This is a genomic window from Sagittula salina (assembly GCF_017813235.1).
GTDB lineage: Bacteria > Pseudomonadota > Alphaproteobacteria > Rhodobacterales > Rhodobacteraceae > Sagittula > Sagittula salina.
On sequence record NZ_JAGISH010000001.1, the window covers coordinates 300630 to 318674 of the forward strand.

An 18045-nucleotide genomic window follows, 5' to 3' on the forward strand; every position below is an offset into this window, starting at 1 on the left:
CTTTCTTTTCCTCGGCAAAGAGTTGCCGTATCATCGGTTGCAAAGGGATTAACCCTCCCCCGAGCATGGCAGGACTGGTAAGACCACCGGCATGGTACCGAATTTCGCGCTCGCCCTTTCCTTCGAAGGCATCGGCCTCCTGCGTCGCATGGGCTCATCATGGGCCCGGATCGACGAGGTGCCGATCGATCATCCCGACCTCGACGTGGCGGTCGTCGCCCTGCGCGACCGCGCCGAGGACCTCGACCCCAAGGGCGCCGAGGTGGCGATCCTCATCCCGGACGAACAGATCCGCTACCTGGACCTGCCACATCTGGGCTCTGACGGCGCGGTGCGCGACACGGCGATCCGGGCCGCACTCGACGGGGCCACGCCCTATCCGCTGAATGCGCTGCGCTGGGATCACGTGGTGTCCGGCGGGAGGCTCCAGATCGCCGCCGTGGCGGAGGAAACGCTGCAAGAGGCGGAAACCTTCGCACGCGAACACGGCTTCACGCCGATCTGTCACATGGCGCGCGCGGCGCAGGGGCAGTTCGACGGGGCTGTGTTCTTCGGCAAGGCAACGGGCTGGAAGCGCGCGGTCGACCGCCCCGGCCGCCCGATCGAGGTGGTCGCAGCGACAAAGGCGGCGCTGACACCCGTCGCGCGCCCGGAACCGGAAAAAGAACCGGACCCTGTACCGGCGGTTGCTCCGGATATCGCGCCTGCGCATCAGGGATTCAGCCTGGACCTGCCCCAATCGACGCCAGATCTGCCGGTGAAGGCCGCGCTTGACGCAGGACGGTCGGATCAGGCGCCGGAGACGGACAGCGCCTCCGTTCCCCACACCGCGACGCGCGCGACAGGCACCGTCGCGCCATCCCCCGAGCCGCCGATGGCCTTCGCCTCGACCCGTACCGCGCGGTCGGAGGCGGTGCTGCCCCCTGCCCCGCGCCCGTCCTTGACGGCGCCGGAGGCCACCTTGCCCGTCCGCTCGCGCTTTACCCCGGTGATCCAGCCCGACGATGCAAGCGCCCGCGCAGAGCCGCCGCTGACCCGTTCCGGCGGCGCGCCGTTGAAGCCCGCGCCAATGCCGCAGGCCGCCCCCCCCGCACCCTCCGAAGCAGCCTCCGGCGACCGGAACATCGTTGTGCCGAAGGCCGCCCTGCCCGATACCCCGGCCCCAAGACCCGCCCCCGCCGCGCAACGTGACGCAAGCCCTGTGCCCTCCGCCGCCCAGGCCCCGGCTCTGGGTCCGGCCGACGCCACCGGCGCGACCCCGGCTGTGGGGCCTGCCTTGGGGCCTGCCTTGGGGCCTGCCTTGGGGCCTGCCTTGGGTCCGGCGACAGCGTCGCCCGAGGCGAGCGAAACGCCTTCGGCTGCCGCGTCACCAAGTGCGCCGGTCAGCGGGCCAACTGACACGGTTTCCGGCGCCGCGACGCCCGCTGACGCAGCCTCCGTCGGGGAACCGGCTGCCGCCCGGCAGGCGCAATCCGTGGAGCCGAAGCCCGCAGCACCCCGAACCAATGCAAAGGCCAAGGACAGGACGCGCAGCAAGGGGCGCGGTCCCATGCGTATCGGGTTGCGCCGCAAACCCATCGCCTCCGACCTTCCCGTGCAACCGGCCGCGCCGGCGCGCGTCAGCGGTGGCACAAGCGCCGCGCCGCAATCTGCGGAGGCGCCTGCCCGTCCTGCGGGCGGCAATCCCCTGGCGCGCCTCGCCAGTCTGCGGCGGCCCACCATCGCAGGACCGGCGGCGATCACTGTCCCGCTGACCGCCCGCGCCCTTGAGCCCACGAACCCGGCTTCCGACATCAAACCGCTCGATCTCAAGCCGCTGCCGGCAGAGGCGGGGCGCGCAGATCCGCTCCTCGACGAACCCGTGGCACAGCCGAAGACCGCGCCCGCCAAGGCAAAGCCGGGCAAGCGCGGCGACAAGGCGCAACCTTTGCCGCCATCCCAGCCGACGGAGCCACCGCCCGACAAGGCCCCGCCCGACAAGGCCCCGCCCGGCGTAACCCCGGATTCGAAGGCGAAGCTCCCGAAACGGTCCGCGCAGGACGAACGCGAAGCCCTGACCATCTTCGGCGCGCGCAGGGCACAAACCGTGCCGGAGGGGCCGCGTCATCTCGGGCTGCTGCTGACCGCTGGCCTGCTGCTGGTTCTACTGGGCATCGGCGCTTGGTCGACCGTGTTCACGGGGGACGGGATTTCCGGCCTTCTCGATCGGGGCGAGACGGTCACGACGCAGGCGCCCGACGCTGCGACCGCGCCGGAACCGCGCGTTGATGAGGACGGACAACCGCCTGCCGACGAAATTGCGCTCCTGCCGCCCGAGCGTTCCGCCGAAATCGAGTCCTCCGCCACCGTGGCCCCTGTCTCGACCCAGCCGGATTCCCCCACACCCCCTGCGTCCCAGCCCGCCCCCGAGCCCTTGGCACCACAAACGGCTGACGCGACGCCCCCCCCGGCGCCGGAGATCGTGAGTGAACCGCGCGTTCTCACCCGGGAGGAGGCGGAAACGCGCTATGCCGTCGATGGTATCTGGCAGCGCGCGCCCGGTGCCCCCCTGTTGCCCGCCAGCGATACGGTGGACGAAGTCTACGTCGCCTCGATTGATCCGACAGTTCAGTCCTCGGACGCCGTGGCCCTGCCCGCCGCGCCGGACCCGACCGCCGAAGTCTATAACGCCGATCCCGGACTGCCGCCGCCCGCAGGCGTGACCTTCGACATCGACGAACGCGGCGTGGTCCGGGCCACCGCAGAGGGCGCGCTGACTCCGCAGGGCCTGCGCGTCTTTGCCGGGACACCGCCCGTGGTTCCGCCGAGGCGCGGACCCGCCGGGGCTTCCGTCACCCCCGCGGCAGCCACGACAGAGAGCGCAGCTTCCGGGTCGGATGCCCCCGAAGCCCCGCGTTCTGCTCCTGATGCAGCAGATCCCGGCACACCGGACGCCGATCCGACGACCCCGACTGCAGATCCCGCCGCTACGGAAGCGCCCGCAGACCCGCTGAGCCGTTTCCGTCCCGAGGCGCGTCCCGACGATGTGGTCGAACAGCAGGAACGCGCCACCCTGCGCGGTATATCGCGCGAGGAACTGGCGGGCTTCCGCCCCGTTCGCCGCCCCGAGACGGCGCAGGAACTGGCGGCCGAAGAACAGCCCTCCGCCACAGAGCAAGCGGTCGAAAACTCGCTCCAGCCGGTTGGGCGACCGCGCAGCATCGCGTCCATCGTCGAAAAAGCCGAGAAGGAACGTCCCTCGGTGCCCACACAGGCCGCCGCGGTGGTGCCGCAGACGGTTCAGCCCTCCGCGCCTTCCCCTGCCACCGTTGCGTCCTCCGCCACCGTACGCAACGCGATCAAACTCAACCGGATCAACCTGATCGGCGTCTATGGTACGCCCGCCAACCGGCGGGCCTTGGTACGGCTGGCCAATGGCAGCTACGTCAAAGTGAAGGTGGGTGACCGCCTCGACGGCGGCAAGGTCGCGGCCATCGGGGAATCGGAACTGCGTTACCTGAAGGGCGGGCGCAACGTGACGCTACAGATGCCGCGCGGCTGACGAGGCCGCGCAACGCCCGGCATCTGTAGCGTCACATTGCGCTCGGTGGTCGAACCGCATTTGCGTTACAGAAATCGTCCCGACGACAGCCGGGGGCGTCTACTCCGCCGCGATCTCGCCGTTCTCGATCTGCTCGCGTTCGATCGACTCGAAGAGAGCCTTGAAATTCCCCTCCCCGAATCCGTCATCGCCCTTGCGCTGGATGAATTCGAAGAAGATCGGTCCGATTACCGTCTTCGAGAAGATCTGCAGCAGGATCTTTGTCTCGCCACCGTCCACAACGCCTTCGCCGTCGATCAGGATGCCGTGTCTCTTCATCCGGTCTACGGGTTCGTCATGGCCCGAAACCCGGTCGAAGGACATCTCGTAATAGGCATCCGGCGGGCCGGGCATGAACTGGACACCGCGCGCCGCGATGGCATCGGTGGCCTCGTAGATGTCGCGCGCGCCCACGGCAATATGCTGGATGCCCTCGCCCCTGTACTTCTTGAGATAGGACACGATCTGCCCGGTTTCGCCGCGATCCTCGTTCACCGGAATTCGGATCCGGCCGCAAGGCGAGGTCAGCGCGCGACTGCGTAGCCCGGTGTATTTCCCCTGAATGTCGAAAAAGCGGATCTCGCGGAAGTTGAACAGATCGCCATAAAAGCGGAACCACTTGTCCATGTTGCCCTTGAACACGTTGTGCGTCAGGTGGTCGAGGTAGTAGAAACCGACGCCGCGCGGCTTGCTCTCAGCGCGCCATGCAAATTCGTCATTATAGGGCGAAGTGTCGTAATAGCGGTCGGTGAAGTAGATCAGACTGCCGCCGATCCCCTTGATCGCAGGCCAGTCGACGGTCTTGCCGGGGCCTTCGTAGGGGTCCGCGCCCTTTGCCACGGCGTGCTCAAACGCCTTCTGCGCATCGACCACGCGCCAGGCCATGGAGGGGGCGCAGGGGCCGTGCTCTGCCACGAAGCGCGCCGCATAACTGTCCGGATCGGCGTTCACCACGTAGGTGATGTCGCCCTGTTGCCATAGCTCCACCGGCTTTGCGCGATGGGTGGCAACATGGGCATAACCCATGCGGGTGAAAAGCTGGCGCAATTCCTCCGGATCGGGGTGCGCGAATTCGACGAATTCAAAGCCGTCGGTGCCGGCGGGGTTCTGGTCCGTGATCACTGATTGCGGCGCGTCATGCGGGAAGGGGCCCATGTGTCTCTCCTTTGCGCGAAAGATCTGCGGCAAGGATAGCTTTACCGCCGCGCGGTTTGGGCGCATCCTGCGCCTGTTTTCGAAACATTTCGCGCAATCGCCGCAAGAGAGAGCAACATCATGCAGGAAAACCGCACCCAGATGGACCGGACCGACATCGCCCTGCTCGACCGGCTGCAACGGCGCGGCAATGCCACGGCCCAGGAACTTGGCGAGGCGCTGAACCTTTCGGCCAGTCAGGCGGGCCGCCGCCGCCAGCGTCTCGAGGAAAACGGCACCATTCAGGGCTACCGCGCGCGGCTCGATCCGCTCAAACTCGGACTGCACGTACAGGCCTTTGTTCAGGTGCAACTGGCGCGCCACGGCACCGAACAGGGGGCGGAGTTCAACCGCCTGCTGCGCACCCGGCCCGAGATTACCTCTGCCTGGACCATGACCGGCGAGGCCGACTACCTGCTGCGCGTCTGGTGCGCCGATCTGCCTGAACTGAACGTGCTGATCCATCAGGTTCTTCTGGCCCACCCCACCGTGGCGCGGGTGCATTCGCAGATCGTCATGGACCAGCCCAAAGCCGATGCGCCCCTGCCGATTTCGTGACGCTCGGGAACGACTGCGGAAGGAATTGACGCAGCCACGCGGCGGTCATACATGCGCGAGACGCACACATCGGTGCGAATCGTGTCCCCCGCCGCGGACCGGCTAGCCGGGAAACAAGCGGGCCCTTGAAAGACGTCCCCCATGACCGGAGTCCTCCTGTCCTCCGGCGACCTCGCGGCCGATCGCCGCGCCGGTTTCGCCGAATCCATGGCCCATCTCGGCGACCTCACCGCCGCCATCGACATCCTGCAGCAGGCGCTCGCGCTCGCCCCCGGCTGGTACGCGGGATGGTTCCGCATGGGCGAATACCTGCACGGCTGCGGTGACGACACCGAGGCCGCCGAGGCCTGGACCCATGCGGTGACGCTCGACCCCTCGGACCCGTTGGGCGCCACGATCAACCGCGACCTGCTGCGCGCCGTGCCAATCGCAGAAACCATGCCCGCCGCCTTTGTCGAGACGCTGTTCGATCAATACGCGCCGCGGTTTGAAACGTCGCTGTGCGAAAAGCTCGGCTATCGCGGTCCGGCACTGATCTTGCAGGCGCTGGAGGACGCCGGGCTGGAACGACCCGCACGGGCGTTGGATCTTGGCTGTGGAACGGGATTGATGGGCGCGCTGCTGCGGCCCCGCGCCGACTGGCTGGCGGGCTACGACATCTCCCAGGGCATGCTGTCCGAGGCGGCGATGCGCGGCGATTACGACCTGTTGGCCCGGTACGACATCTCTGCGCTGGCGCTTGAAACGGACGGCTACGATCTGATCGTGGCGGCGGATGTGTTCATCTATATCGGCGCGCTGGAGAGGGTGGTATCCTGGTGCGTCGACGCGCTGCGCCCCGGTGGCTTGCTGGCGTTCTCGGTCGAACTGGGCGATGCGCCGGTGCGGTTGCACGAGACGCGACGGTTCACCCATTCGCGGGCCTATATCGACGGGCTGCTGAGTGACGCCGGTTTTACGTCCGTGGTGATGACCGAAGCCGTACTGCGGACGGATCGTGGGCAACCGGTGCGGAGTCTGATCGTCTCGGCGCGGGCCGGAATGCGCCCCCTGGAGGGTATGGGTAAGGCAGAGGTCATGGTCGCCGGATGAGGGTTCGCCTGGATTGCGGCAAGGCGACTCGCGCGCCTGCGGCGCGTTGGGGGCTCTGCCCCCAGACCCCCGCGGTATTTTTGAACCAAAGAAGCAGGGGACGGCGCTGACGCCCCGACGCGGGGCGACTGCCGATGATGTCAGAAAGGAACGTCGTCGGCGGCCACGAGGAAACGGGCCACGACCTTCTTGGTACCCGCTTTTTCGAAATGGATTTCGAGCTTGTCGCCTTCGATACCCGAAACCAGACCATAGCCGAATTTCTGGTGGAACACGCGTTCCCCGACCTCGAAGGCCGAGACGGCGGTGAGGTCGATGACCTGTCCCGCGGCTTCACGCGGCTGACTCACAGGGCGCTCGCTGCTGCGTGCCTGAAGCCGGCGCCAGCCGGGGGAGTTGTAGACATTGGCCTCTGACGCGCGGGTTTCCAGCGTCGATTTCACGCCGCCACCGAAGCCGCCCATCGGTGCGGCGGCGCCATAGCCGCCGCCATAGAGACCGGGCGGGGTCAACACCTCCACGTGTTCTTCGGGCAGTTCATCGACGAAGCGCGAGGGCATCTGGCTTTGCCACTGGCCGAAGACCCGGCGGTTCCCGGCGAAGGAAACAGTGCAGACTTCTTCGGCGCGGGTAATGCCGACATAGGCCAGCCGACGCTCTTCCTCGAGGCCCTTCACGCCGCTTTCGTCCATGGAGCGCTGCGAGGGGAACAGCCCGTCCTCCCAGCCCGGCAGGAAGACCACAGGGAACTCGAGGCCCTTGGCCGCATGCAGCGTCATGATCGAGACCTTGGCGCCGTGGTCGTCGGACTCGTTGTCCATCACGAGGCTGACATGTTCGAGAAAGCCCTGAAGGTTCTCGAAATTCTCCAGCGCCTTGACCAGTTCCTTGAGGTTCTCCAACCGGCCGGGGGCCTCGGGTGTCTTGTCGTTCTGCCACATCGCGGTGTAGCCGGATTCGTCGAGGATGACCTGGGCAAGCTCGACGTGGTTCACCTCCGAATTCGTCGGCATCGGCTGGGCGAGATCCTCGACAACGTCATCGTCACTTTCGACGGCGACTGTCGCGCGGGTCATGCGGCCCCAGCGGGCGAGGTCGGTGATCAGGCGACCCAGCGCCGAAGCGCCTTTGCCCTTGATGGCGCCCTGTTCGATCGCCAGAGCCGCGCCGTCCACCAGCGGCACTCCATTCTCCCGCGCAATGCGCTGGATGGTCTGCTGCGCCTTGTCGCCAAGGCCGCGTTTGGGCGTGTTCACGATCCGCTCGAACGCCAGATCGTCGGAGGGAGAGACCACCATGCGGAAATAGGCCATGGCATCGCGGATTTCCAAACGCTCGTAAAACCGAGGCCCGCCAATCACCCGGTAGGGCAATCCGATGGTCAGGAATCGGTCCTCGAACGCGCGCATCTGGTGCGAGGCGCGGACAAGGATCGCCATATCGTCCAGAAAAAATTTCTTAAAAGCAGGCTCGAGAGACAGACCCTCTTGCTGCCTACTAGTCAATTCCCACAACAGATTTCTATTGGTTTCGTCTGCGAGAAAACTCTCATGTTTTTTCAATCTTTCGAACAACTGCTCCAAACTATTCAGCCCGCGTAACGCGTCTCGGTCGTCGAGGCGTTGGATTTCTCTTTTCAATTGCTCTGATCGCGCGTTTTGCCGCCTTTTTGCGATCGCCGAACTGCCCTCAGAGAGGCTTTCGATTTCCTCACCGACCCAGCGCGCTTCTTCCTCGCCATCCCAATGGCCGATCAGCCGGACCTTTTCGCCATCCTCAGCCTCGGTCCACAGCTCCTTGCCCAACCGGTTGGAGTTGCCCCGGATCACACCAGACGCGGCGGCCAGAATATGCGGGGTGGACCGATAATTCTGTTCCAGCCGCACCACATGCGCGCCGGGAAAATCCTTTTCAAACCGCAGGATGTTGCCCACCTCGGCGCCGCGCCAACCGTAGATCGACTGGTCGTCGTCGCCCACGCAGCAGATGTTCTTGTGCGCCGAAGCCAGCAGCCGCAGCCACAGGTACTGCGCCACGTTGGTATCCTGATACTCGTCCACGAGTATGTAACGGAACCAGCGCTGATACTGCTCCAGCACGTCCGGATGGGTCTGGAAGATCGTCACCATATGCAGCAGCAGGTCGCCAAAATCGCAGGCGTTCAGTTCCCTGAGGCGGGCCTGATACTCCGCATAAAGCTTTGGCCCGACGTGATTATACGCCCCCGCATCCGCCGCCGGAACGCGGTCCGGCGTGAGGGCACGGTTCTTCCAGTCGTCGATGATATTGGCCAGCATCCGTGCCGGCCAGCGCTTGTCATCGATGCCGCGCGCCTGCACCAGCTGTTTCAGCAGCCGCAACTGGTCGTCGGTGTCGAGGATAGTGAAGTTCGATTTCAGCCCAACGAGTTCGGCATGGCGACGCAACAGCTTCACGCAAATCGAGTGAAAGGTGCCCATCCACGGCATCCCCTCCACCACCTGCCCCAGCATCCGGCCGACGCGGTTCTTCATCTCGCGCGCGGCCTTGTTGGTGAAGGTCACCGACAGGATTTCATTCGGGCGGGCGCGGCCGGTATTCAGCAGGTGCACCACGCGGGCGGTCAGGGCCTTCGTCTTGCCGGTGCCCGCGCCCGCGAGCATCAGCACCGGGCCGTCGAGGCATTCGACCGCCTCGCGCTGCGCCGGGTTCAGATCGTCGAGATAAGGCATGGGCCGCGCAGCCATGGCACGGGCGGACAGGGAGGAGGCCTCGAAGGCATCGAATTCGTCGAAACTGCTCATGCCGCCAATCTAGCGCTTCGCGCAGCGGAGGGAAAGGTGCGTTCGCGCTATGTTCTTGCAGTTGTGCGAAGCCGTGCATCCCCCCACCCACGCCCCAAGGCGATCCGGCGGCCTCAGGACGGGGTGCAGCGTGCCATCGGTCAGGCGCTCATCAGATCGCCAGCGGTGATCCCGAGACGGCGGCGCGAGCTTTGGAAGATCGGCTGGCCATCGTCTTCGGGCTGCGCGGGAGATTGGGCGGGAGATTGGGCGGGAGATTGGATGGGGGCCTGCGCGTAGTGTTGAGCATGTGGCTGACCGTGATGCGGAGCGGCGCGCGGCGGGACCTGCGGAAAGGGAACCGGCTCCGCTGCGGCGCGGGTGGGCGGCTCCTCCAGCAGCGAAGGATACGGCACCGGGTCGTCGTAGATCGGGCGTGGCGGCAGCGCGCGCGGCCCCGGCGCCTGCCGTTGCCCCTGCTGTGGCGCGGGCTGGGGGGCCGCCTGCGGTGCGCGATGAGGCACGTGTCGCGGCTCTGGCTGGGGCCTCGGGGCAAGCGTCTGCAGCGTGGCCGGGCGCGCTGGTTCGGGGTGGTGCTGGACGGGCTGATGCGTCGGGAGCGGCTGGGCATGGGCCGGCTGGTGGTGGCGGCGCGCAGGGGGCTGCGCCGCACCGTCAGTAGCGGCGGGATGCGGCAGCGGCTCTGTGGCGGGCCAGGCCGGTTCCGGCGCGTGATGAGGAATGTGTTGGTTGCCCCCCGCCGAAGCCTGCGGCGGCGGGGACGTCTGCGGCCTCGAGGGGGCTTGCGGGCGCTGGTCGCTCTGGGCGCCCTGCGCGCGCGGGGTACTCTGGGCGGCGACGCGGTCGCGGATTTCGCGCGACAGGGGCTCTGCCCGCAGCACCCGCTCCGGCTGAGGGCCACGCGCGGCCTGCCGTGCCGCCTGAATGCGGGCCTGTGCCAGCGCCTGCTCCCGCGCCTCGGCGGTGCGCGTGCGCGCGGCATGTTCCAGCGCCCGCTGCCGCGCGAGTTCGCGCGCCTGCGTCATGCGCGCCTGTTCGGCGGCGCGATCGGCCTCCGCCGCGCGCTGCGCCGCCAGCGCGGGGTGCACCTTGAGCGCCGGATAGGCCTCTGCGGCGCGCGGCGCGGCGACCACAACAGGCGCCTGCCCTGGCGCGGCAGCGGCCGCCGACTGTTGCTGTGCATGCTGGCGGGCCTTGGCCTGCAGGACAGGCTCCGCCTGTGTGGCTGCGCGGGTCGGACGGGCGGCCTGCGGTTCCGGGGCGCGGGCTTGCGGCGTTGGCCGGATTTGCGGCTGGACCTGGGTTTGCGCCGGGGCCTGAGGATGCGGGCGCGGCGGTGCGACGACGTGCGAGGGCGTCTTAATCGCAGATTGCACCACGTCCTGCGGAGCGCGCGCAGGGGCGGCACCGTGGGCCCGCGCCACCGTTTGGGAAATTGTCTGCGGCGCATCCTGCACCGCCCTGCCAGTGGCACCCTCAGAGGCACCCTGCGCCCCCTGCCCGCCCAGCGCGCTGCGTGCCATCCGCGCCACCAGCGCCGGGTCCGCGCCCGCCTCCAGCACCGCATTGAGCGACCCGAGCCGCTCCGACCACAGGTCCGTTGCCATGGTCACCCGGTCCGAAAGCATCAGCGTCGCTATCTTCGGATTGCGCCGCTCCGCCATCGACACAAGGTCGGTCATGTACTGGCCAGCGGCCGTTTCCTCGACCAGCAGCAAGTCCACCATGGCCCGGCGCAGGCAGCATTCGGCCACCGCGAGGCTCCCCGATCCGGTGACGTGAATGCCCGCTTCGAGGAAGGCGATCTGCAGACGGTCCAGGCGGTCGGGGCGGCTGTCCAGTAGCAAGGCGTGCATGGCGCTCTCCTGTTTGATGACCCTGGGGCAGCTCCCGGGTTTCTGCAGCCAGATTTGGACGAAGGCGCTTAAAATATGTTGAACAGTTGAGATAAATGACCGTCAAACCGAACCGCGCCGGAAACATTCCACTGGAATCTTTGCAGGAATCCCCGCCAGATGCGGGAATGGACCTGCACCGCCGTTACATGACCATACCCGACCTGCGCGCGGGCGCGCGCCGCCGGGTGCCGGGCTTTGCCTGGGCCTTTCTGGAGACCGCCACCGGCACGCAGTCAACGCCGCGCCGCAACCGCGCGGCACTGGACGATGTGCTGTTCACACCCTCGATCCTGGACGGTGAAGTGGCCCCGGATTTCACCACGCGCCTCTTTGGTCAGACCCACCCCCTGCCCTTCGGCGTGGCCCCGGTCGGCCATTCCGGTCTGCTCTGGCCTGGTGCCGAAATCATGCTCGCAAAGACTGCGACCGCGCAGGATCTGCCCTATACGCTGTCGACCGTCGCGACCATGACCCCCGAGGAGGTCGGCCCGCACACCGGCGGGCGCGGCTGGTTCCAGCTTTATCCGCCGCGCGACCCGGACGTGCGGCGCGACATGCTGCGGCGCGCCAGGGACAGCGGATTCCATGTACTGGTTCTGACCGCCGACGTGCCCGTGGCCTCGCGGCGCGAGGCGCAGGTACAGGGCGGACTGACGCAGCCGCCGCGACTCACGCCGCGTATCCTTGCGCAATGCGCGCAGCGCCCCGCCTGGTCGCTGGCCCGCCTTCGCGCCGGAATGCCCCGGATGAAGACGCTGGAGCCCTACACACAGGACTTCAGCGCGCGCGATCCGACAGCGCATGTGGGCTACCTGCTGCGCACCGCGCCGGACATGGACTACGTGAAATGGCTGCGCTCGGAATGGGCCGGCCCGCTGGTCGTGAAGGGCGTGCTGGGCGCCAAGGATGTCGCTCCGCTGGAGGCCGCTGGGGTGGACGGCATCTGGGTTTCGAACCACGGCGGGCGGCAGTTCGACGCGGCCCCTGCGGCCCTGCGGCAATTGCCCGCGATCCGTGCAGCGACCCGGCTGCCGATCCTGTATGACAGCGGCATCGAGTCGGCGCTCGACATCCTCAGGGCAATCGCGCTGGGCGCGGATTTCGTCATGATGGCGCGGGCCTGGCACTACGCGCTCTGCGCACTGGGGCCGCCGGGCCCGGCCCATCTGGTGGAGATCCTGCGCCGCGATCTGACCGCCTGCATCGGGCAGCTGGGGGCAGCCCGACCGGTAGACCTGCGCGGCCGCACGCTTTCCGCCCGGGACTGACCGCACGTGCAGTGCCTCCTCGCGCGGCCGGATGCCCACGCCGGGCGCGATGGCTTTGCAAACCCGTCGCGTGACGACAATTAATTTGCAAACCCTCTTGCGCTGCGGCGCGGCACAGCGTCAAAGTAATAATGTTGCGCAACCAAGCAATAATAATGCGTCGGAGGACCAGCGCTTATGGCCGAATTCGAAAAGATTCTTGTCGCCAACCGGGGTGAAATCGCGATTCGCATCATGCGGGCGGCGAATGAAATGGGGAAGAAGACCGTCGCGGTCTTCGCCGAGGAAGACAAGCTGGGCCTCCATCGCTTCAAGGCGGACGAGGCTTATCGGATCGGTGAGGGGCTGGGGCCGGTGCAGGCCTACCTGTCGATTGACGAGATCATCCGCGTGGCGAAGGAAAGCGGCGCCGACGCAATCCACCCGGGCTATGGCCTGCTGTCGGAGAACCCCGATTTCGTCGACGCCTGCGTGGCCAACGGCATCGCCTTCATCGGCCCAAAGGCCGAGACGATGCGCGCGCTCGGTGACAAGGCCAGCGCCCGCAAGGTGGCCGTTGCCGCTGGCGTTCCGGTCATCCCCGCAACCGACGTGCTGGCCGACGACTGGGACGCCATCATCAAGGAGGCCACCGAAATCGGCTTTCCGCTGATGCTGAAAGCCTCCTGGGGCGGTGGCGGGCGCGGCATGCGACCGATCAACGACGCCAAGGAACTGAAGGAAAAGGTGCTGGAGGGGCGCCGCGAGGCACAGGCCGCCTTTGGCAACGACGAAGGTTATCTGGAAAAGATGATCATCCGCGCCCGCCACGTCGAGGTGCAGATCCTCGGCGACCAGCACGGCAACATCTACCACCTGTTCGAGCGGGACTGCTCGGTTCAGCGCCGCAACCAGAAGGTGGTGGAGCGCGCCCCGGCCCCCTACCTGTCCGAGGCGCAGCGCGAGGAAATCTGCGAGCTTGGCCGCAAGATCTGCGCGCATGTGAACTACGAATGTGCCGGAACCGTCGAATTCCTGATGGATATGGACACGGGCGCCTTTTACTTCATCGAGGTCAACCCCCGCGTGCAGGTGGAACACACCGTCACCGAGGAAGTCACCGGCATCGACATCGTGCAGGCGCAGATCCTGATCGCCGAGGGCAAGACGCTGGCCGAGGCCACAGGCAAGGCCTCGCAATACGACATCCGCCTGACCGGCCATGCCTTGCAGACCCGGATCACCACCGAGGACCCGACCAACAACTTCATCCCCGACTACGGGCGCATCACCGCCTACCGCAGCGCCACCGGCATGGGCATCCGTCTGGACGGTGGCACGGCCTACGCGGGCGGGGTGATCACGCGCTATTACGATTCGCTGCTGGTGAAGGTCACGGCCAAGGCACCGACGCCGGAGCAGGCCATCCGGCGCATGGACCGCGCCCTGCGCGAGTTCCGAATCCGTGGCGTGACGACGAACATCGAGTTCGTCATCAACCTGCTAAAGCACCCGACCTTCCTGTCGAACCAGTACACCACGAAGTTCATCGACACGACGCCGGAGCTCTTCGACTTCAAGAAGCGCCGCGACCGCGGCACCAAGGTGCTGACCTACATCGCCGACATCACCGTGAACGGCCACCCGGAGGTGCAAGGCCGCGCCATGCCGCATCCGGACCTGAAACCCGCGCGCGCGCCCATGCTGCGCACGCAGGAGATCGCCCCCGGCACCCGGACCCTGCTGGAGGAAAAAGGCCCCAAGGCCGTCGCGGACTGGATGCTGGCGCAGAAGAAGCTGCTCATCACCGACACCACCATGCGCGACGGGCACCAGTCGTTGCTGGCGACGCGGATGCGTTCGATCGACATGATCCACGCGGCACCCGCCTACGCGCACAACCTGCCGCAGCTGTTCTCCATGGAATGCTGGGGCGGCGCGACCTTCGACGTGGCCTATCGTTTCCTGCAGGAATGCCCGTGGCAGCGCCTGCGTGACCTGCGCGCGCGGATGCCGAACCTGCTGACGCAGATGCTGCTGCGCGGCGCGAACGGCGTGGGCTACACCAACTACCCCGACAACGTGGTGCAGTTCTTCGTGAAGCAGGCGGCCGAGACCGGCGTCGACGTCTTCCGCGTTTTCGACAGCCTGAACTGGGTGGAAAACATGCGCGTCGCCATGGACGCGGTGCTGGAGACCGGCAAGATCCTCGAAGGCACCGTCTGCTACACCGGCGACATGCTGGACCCGGACCGATCCAAATACGACCTGAAGTACTATGTCGCTATGGCAAAGGAACTGCGCGACGCGGGCGCCCATGTCATCGGCCTGAAGGACATGGCCGGCCTGCTGAAGGCCAACGCCGCCTATGCGCTGGTGAAGGCCCTGAAGGAAGAGGTCGGCCTGCCCGTCCACTTCCACACGCATGACACCTCCGGTGCGGCGATCGCCACCATCATGGAGGCCTCGCGCGCGGGAGTGGATTGCGTCGATGCGGCGATGGATGCGCTCTCCGGCAACACCTCCCAGCCGACACTGGGATCGGTCGTCGAGGCGCTGCGCTTCACCGAACGCGACACCGGCCTCGACATGGCGGCGATCCGAGCGATCTCCAACTACTGGGAGGCGGTGCGCGGCCAGTACGCGGCATTTGAGAGCGGTATGCAGGCCCCGGCCTCCGAGGTTTACCTGCACGAGATGCCCGGCGGCCAGTTCACCAACCTCAAGGCGCAGGCGCGGGGCCTCGGCCTCGAGGAACGCTGGCACGAGGTCGCCCAGACCTATGCCGACGTGAACCAGATGTTCGGCGACATCGTGAAGGTCACGCCGTCGTCGAAGGTCGTGGGGGACATGGCGCTGATGATGGTGTCGCAGGGCCTGACCCGCGCACAGGTGGAGGACCCCAAAACGGACCTCTCCTTCCCCGACTCGGTCATCGACATGATGAAGGGCAACCTCGGCCAACCGCCGGGCGGCTGGCCGAAGAATATCCAGAAGAAGATCCTCAAGGACGAGAAGCCCTTTACCGAACGCCCCGGCCTGAAGGCCGCGCCCGTCGATATTGAACAGACCCGCAAGACGCTGTCCGAGCAGCTGGGCGGGGCCGAGATCGACGACGAGGATCTGAGCGGCTACCTTATGTATCCGAAGGTCTTCACCGACTACGCGGCACGCCACGAGATGTACGGCCCCGTGCGCGCCCTGCCAACGCGGACCTTCTTCTACGGCATGGAACAGGGCGACGAGATCACCGCCGAGATCGACCCCGGCAAGACGCTGGAAATCCGCCTTCAGGCAGTGGGCGAGACGCAGGACGACGGCGAGGTGCGCGTGTTCTTCGAACTCAACGGCCAGCCACGCACCATTCGCGTGCCCGACCGCAAGGCAAAGGCCACTTCCGCCGCGCGCCCCAAGGCCGAGGTCGGCAACCCCAATCACATCGGCGCGCCGATGCCGGGGGTGGTGTCCTCCATCGGGGTGAAGGCCGGCGACAAGGTGAAGACCGGCGATCTCATGCTGACCATCGAGGCGATGAAGATGGAAACCGGGATGCACGCCGAACGCGACGGCACGGTCAAGGCGGTGCACGTCGCAGCCGGTGCCCAGATCGACGCGAAGGACCTGCTGATCGAATTGGAGTAAGTCTCCCTCAGCGCGAGATACCCCGAAGGCCCGCCCGGTGCGGGCCTTCTTTTTGTCAAGGCTGGCCGACCAGCTGTTGCCCCCTACCCGGCGTACCGGGCAGGGATCGGCCCGATCCCGCCTGCCCGCCCGTGCGCCGGTTCCGGCGCGAGCCTTTTGCGCTATACCCGAAGCCGACCGCTTGATCCGCCGCCCCGGGAGGCACCCTGCTTGTTCACGCCGCTCCGCCCCCTCGCTTTGCTCGCCTGCCTTGCCACGCCGCTGCTCGCGCAGGAGGCGGCGCTGGAAACCGCCGAGGACGATCCCGCCCTGCGCGCCGCGATCATGGATGCGCGCAGCCATCTCGACGTGGTGCTGTCGCGCCTGACCGGCGAGGAGGGCGGGCTCCACCCGGCCCTGAACCTGAAGGTCGCGCTGCCCGTGCAACACTTCGACGTCGACTCCGAGGTCCTCTGGGTCGACCGCATCGCGCGCGACGGCGAGGGGTACACCGGCCATCTTGCCAACCAGCCCGCCCACCTGCCGGGGCATCAGATGGGCGACCGCGTGCGTTTTGGACGGGCGCAGATCGTCGATTGGTCGGTGCTGGGCGAGGACGGCCGCATGTCGGGGCATTACACCACCCGCGTGCTGATGCGCGCCATGACCCGGACGCAGGCGGGCCAGATCCGCGACATGCTGTCCGCCGATCCCATGCCGGAGGCCTGGCGCTGATCCCCCTCGCCAAGCCGCGCGCCCTGCCCTAGCCTGCGTGCCAGACCCTCGGAAAAGTCCCGGGGACATACAGGGAGACGCCATGCCGCTGAAGAAAACCGCCGCGCAGATGGTCGCCGCGGCCCGCGCCCGCATAGAGGAAATCGACACGGCGGCGGGTATCGCCTTGCTCGACGCCCCCGGAACCGTCTTCGTCGACATTCGCGACATCCGCGAACGCCAGAAACAGGGCTACATCCCCGGCGCCCTGCACGCGCCACGCGGCATGATCGAGTTCTGGGTCGACCCCGACAGCCCCTACCACAAACCGGTGTTCGCCGAAGGCAAACGCTACGTTTTCCACTGCGCCTCCGGCTGGCGCTCCGCACTGACGGTGGCCACCCTTCAGGACATGGGGTTCGAGGCCGCGCACCTGCGCGACGGCTTCTCCGACTGGGTGACACAGGGCGGTCCGGTCGAAAAGGACGTGCAATGGGGCTGACAGCATGAGCATGACCCTCTCCGCCTTCGCCTTCCTCGTGCCGGAGTACGACGCGGGCATCGCCTTCTTCACCGAAACGCTGGGCTTCGACCTGCTCGAAGACACCACCATGGGCCCGGAAAAACGCTGGGTCCGCGTGGGGCGCGACGGCCAGACGCCGATTCTGATCGCACGCGCGGTGGGTGCGCAACGCGACCACATTGGCCAACAGGGCGGCGGACGCGTCTGGCTGTTCCTGACCACCGACGACTTTGCCCGTGACCACGCGCGGATGACGACTCAAGGCATCGTTTTCGAAGAGGACCCGCGCCACGAACCCTACGGAACCGTGGCCGTTTTCCGCGACCCCTGGGGCAACCGCTGGGACCTTATCGAGCCTGCCGCCAAGTAAGGCAGGCTGATCGCGGAAATTTTCGCGCGGGGCGAATTTTTCCGCTTGCGGCCCCCGCGCGGCAGCCTTATACGCCCCTCCACACCATCTGGTAAGCGGGCGTAGCTCAGGGGTAGAGCATAACCTTGCCAAGGTTAGGGTCGGGCGTTCGAATCGCCTCGCCCGCTCCAAATGGTGAAAAGCCGGGTAACCCGGCGCGACAGACTGGTTTGCGGGCGTAGCTCAGGGGTAGAGCATAACCTTGCCAAGGTTAGGGTCGGGCGTTCGAATCGCCTCGCCCGCTCCAGTTGTCACACTTATCCGATCAACAAATATCAGGCGCCGCCCTCCGGCAGGCCGTCGTCTGGCAGGTCAAAGGCAGTCGTCCCTTGGCTGAACGCCAGCCTCCGCCGGCCCTGCGGACCGGTGAACCGCCTGCGACCGGCAGGCGACAGCACCCCCGCAAAACGCCGCCGCCCCCTTTCC

The 18045-nt window shown here is 66.9% G+C and carries 11 protein-coding genes and 2 tRNA genes; 10 read left to right on the top strand and 3 right to left on the bottom strand.

The window, feature by feature from the left end; genetic code table 11:
- Window positions 1–91 precede the first annotated feature (91 nt).
- A complete protein-coding gene (locus tag J5474_RS01400; RefSeq protein ID WP_209358593.1) occupies window positions 92–3541 on the top strand; it encodes a hypothetical protein in 3450 nt (1149 codons plus the stop codon).
- Window positions 3542–3640: 99 nt separating this feature from the next.
- On the opposite strand, the gene hppD is transcribed toward J5474_RS01400, so the two are convergent.
- Window positions 3641–4735: a 4-hydroxyphenylpyruvate dioxygenase gene (gene hppD, locus J5474_RS01405; protein WP_209358596.1), complete on the bottom strand. Its 1095-nt coding sequence runs from the start codon at window positions 4733–4735 to the stop codon at window positions 3641–3643.
- A 120-nt stretch (window positions 4736–4855) separates the two neighbouring features.
- On the opposite strand from hppD, the gene J5474_RS01410 reads away from it, so the two are divergent.
- Both J5474_RS01410 and J5474_RS01415 read left to right on the top strand, forming a co-directional pair.
- Entirely contained in the window at window positions 4856–5332 is a 477-nt protein-coding gene (locus J5474_RS01410) for an Lrp/AsnC family transcriptional regulator (RefSeq protein ID WP_209358598.1), read from the top strand.
- A gap of 141 nt (window positions 5333–5473) precedes the next feature.
- On the top strand, window positions 5474–6424 hold the full coding sequence (locus tag J5474_RS01415) for a class I SAM-dependent methyltransferase (protein ID WP_209358601.1): 951 nt from the start codon (window positions 5474–5476) through the stop codon (window positions 6422–6424).
- A 140-nt stretch (window positions 6425–6564) separates the two neighbouring features.
- On the opposite strand, the gene J5474_RS01420 is transcribed toward J5474_RS01415, so the two are convergent.
- The gene (locus tag J5474_RS01420; RefSeq protein ID WP_209358604.1) at window positions 6565–9207 is read right to left on the bottom strand and encodes an ATP-dependent helicase; all 2643 of its coding nucleotides are present in this window, start codon (window positions 9205–9207) and stop codon (window positions 6565–6567) included.
- 140 nt (window positions 9208–9347) lie between these two features.
- Complete coding sequence (locus tag J5474_RS01425; RefSeq protein ID WP_209358607.1) at window positions 9348–11063, bottom strand: hypothetical protein; 1716 nt, start codon at window positions 11061–11063, stop codon at window positions 9348–9350.
- 167 nt (window positions 11064–11230) lie between these two features.
- Between J5474_RS01425 and J5474_RS01430 the strand changes: the two genes are divergently transcribed.
- The 7 genes from J5474_RS01430 (at window position 11231) to J5474_RS01460 (ending at window position 17866) form a co-directional block, all read left to right on the top strand.
- Entirely contained in the window at window positions 11231–12373 is a 1143-nt protein-coding gene (locus J5474_RS01430) for an alpha-hydroxy acid oxidase (RefSeq protein ID WP_209358609.1), read from the top strand.
- Between the two features lie 177 nt (window positions 12374–12550).
- Entirely contained in the window at window positions 12551–15994 is a 3444-nt protein-coding gene (locus tag J5474_RS01435) for a pyruvate carboxylase (protein WP_209358611.1), read from the top strand.
- Between the two features lie 210 nt (window positions 15995–16204).
- Window positions 16205–16708 carry a DUF2314 domain-containing protein gene (locus J5474_RS01440; RefSeq protein ID WP_209358613.1) on the top strand — a complete coding sequence of 168 codons (504 nt, stop codon included), beginning with the start codon at window positions 16205–16207 and terminating at the stop codon, window positions 16706–16708.
- An 82-nt stretch (window positions 16709–16790) separates the two neighbouring features.
- Window positions 16791–17189, top strand: coding sequence for a rhodanese-like domain-containing protein (locus J5474_RS01445; RefSeq protein WP_209358615.1), 399 nt, complete (start codon window positions 16791–16793; stop codon window positions 17187–17189).
- Window positions 17190–17193: 4 nt separating this feature from the next.
- Entirely contained in the window at window positions 17194–17580 is a 387-nt protein-coding gene (locus J5474_RS01450) for a VOC family protein (protein ID WP_209358617.1), read from the top strand.
- A gap of 95 nt (window positions 17581–17675) precedes the next feature.
- Window positions 17676–17750 (top strand) — tRNA-Gly (locus J5474_RS01455).
- 41 nt (window positions 17751–17791) lie between these two features.
- Window positions 17792–17866 (top strand) — tRNA-Gly (locus J5474_RS01460).
- Window positions 17867–18045: the final 179 nt, after the last annotated feature.

What these genes read in the sequence shown, in the direction of transcription:
- J5474_RS01400 (WP_209358593.1), top strand. Translation starts at nt 92, where the DNA reads ATGGTACCGAATTTCGCGCTCGCCCTTTCCTTCGAAGGCATCGGCCTC.
- hppD (WP_209358596.1), bottom strand. Translation starts at nt 4,735, where the DNA reads ATGGGCCCCTTCCCGCATGACGCGCCGCAATCAGTGATCACGGACCAG.
- J5474_RS01410 (WP_209358598.1), top strand. Translation starts at nt 4,856, where the DNA reads ATGCAGGAAAACCGCACCCAGATGGACCGGACCGACATCGCCCTGCTC.
- J5474_RS01415 (WP_209358601.1), top strand. Translation starts at nt 5,474, where the DNA reads ATGACCGGAGTCCTCCTGTCCTCCGGCGACCTCGCGGCCGATCGCCGC.
- J5474_RS01420 (WP_209358604.1), bottom strand. Translation starts at nt 9,207, where the DNA reads ATGAGCAGTTTCGACGAATTCGATGCCTTCGAGGCCTCCTCCCTGTCC.
- J5474_RS01425 (WP_209358607.1), bottom strand. Translation starts at nt 11,063, where the DNA reads ATGCACGCCTTGCTACTGGACAGCCGCCCCGACCGCCTGGACCGTCTG.
- J5474_RS01430 (WP_209358609.1), top strand. Translation starts at nt 11,231, where the DNA reads ATGGACCTGCACCGCCGTTACATGACCATACCCGACCTGCGCGCGGGC.
- J5474_RS01435 (WP_209358611.1), top strand. Translation starts at nt 12,551, where the DNA reads ATGGCCGAATTCGAAAAGATTCTTGTCGCCAACCGGGGTGAAATCGCG.
- J5474_RS01445 (WP_209358615.1), top strand. Translation starts at nt 16,791, where the DNA reads ATGCCGCTGAAGAAAACCGCCGCGCAGATGGTCGCCGCGGCCCGCGCC.
- J5474_RS01450 (WP_209358617.1), top strand. Translation starts at nt 17,194, where the DNA reads ATGAGCATGACCCTCTCCGCCTTCGCCTTCCTCGTGCCGGAGTACGAC.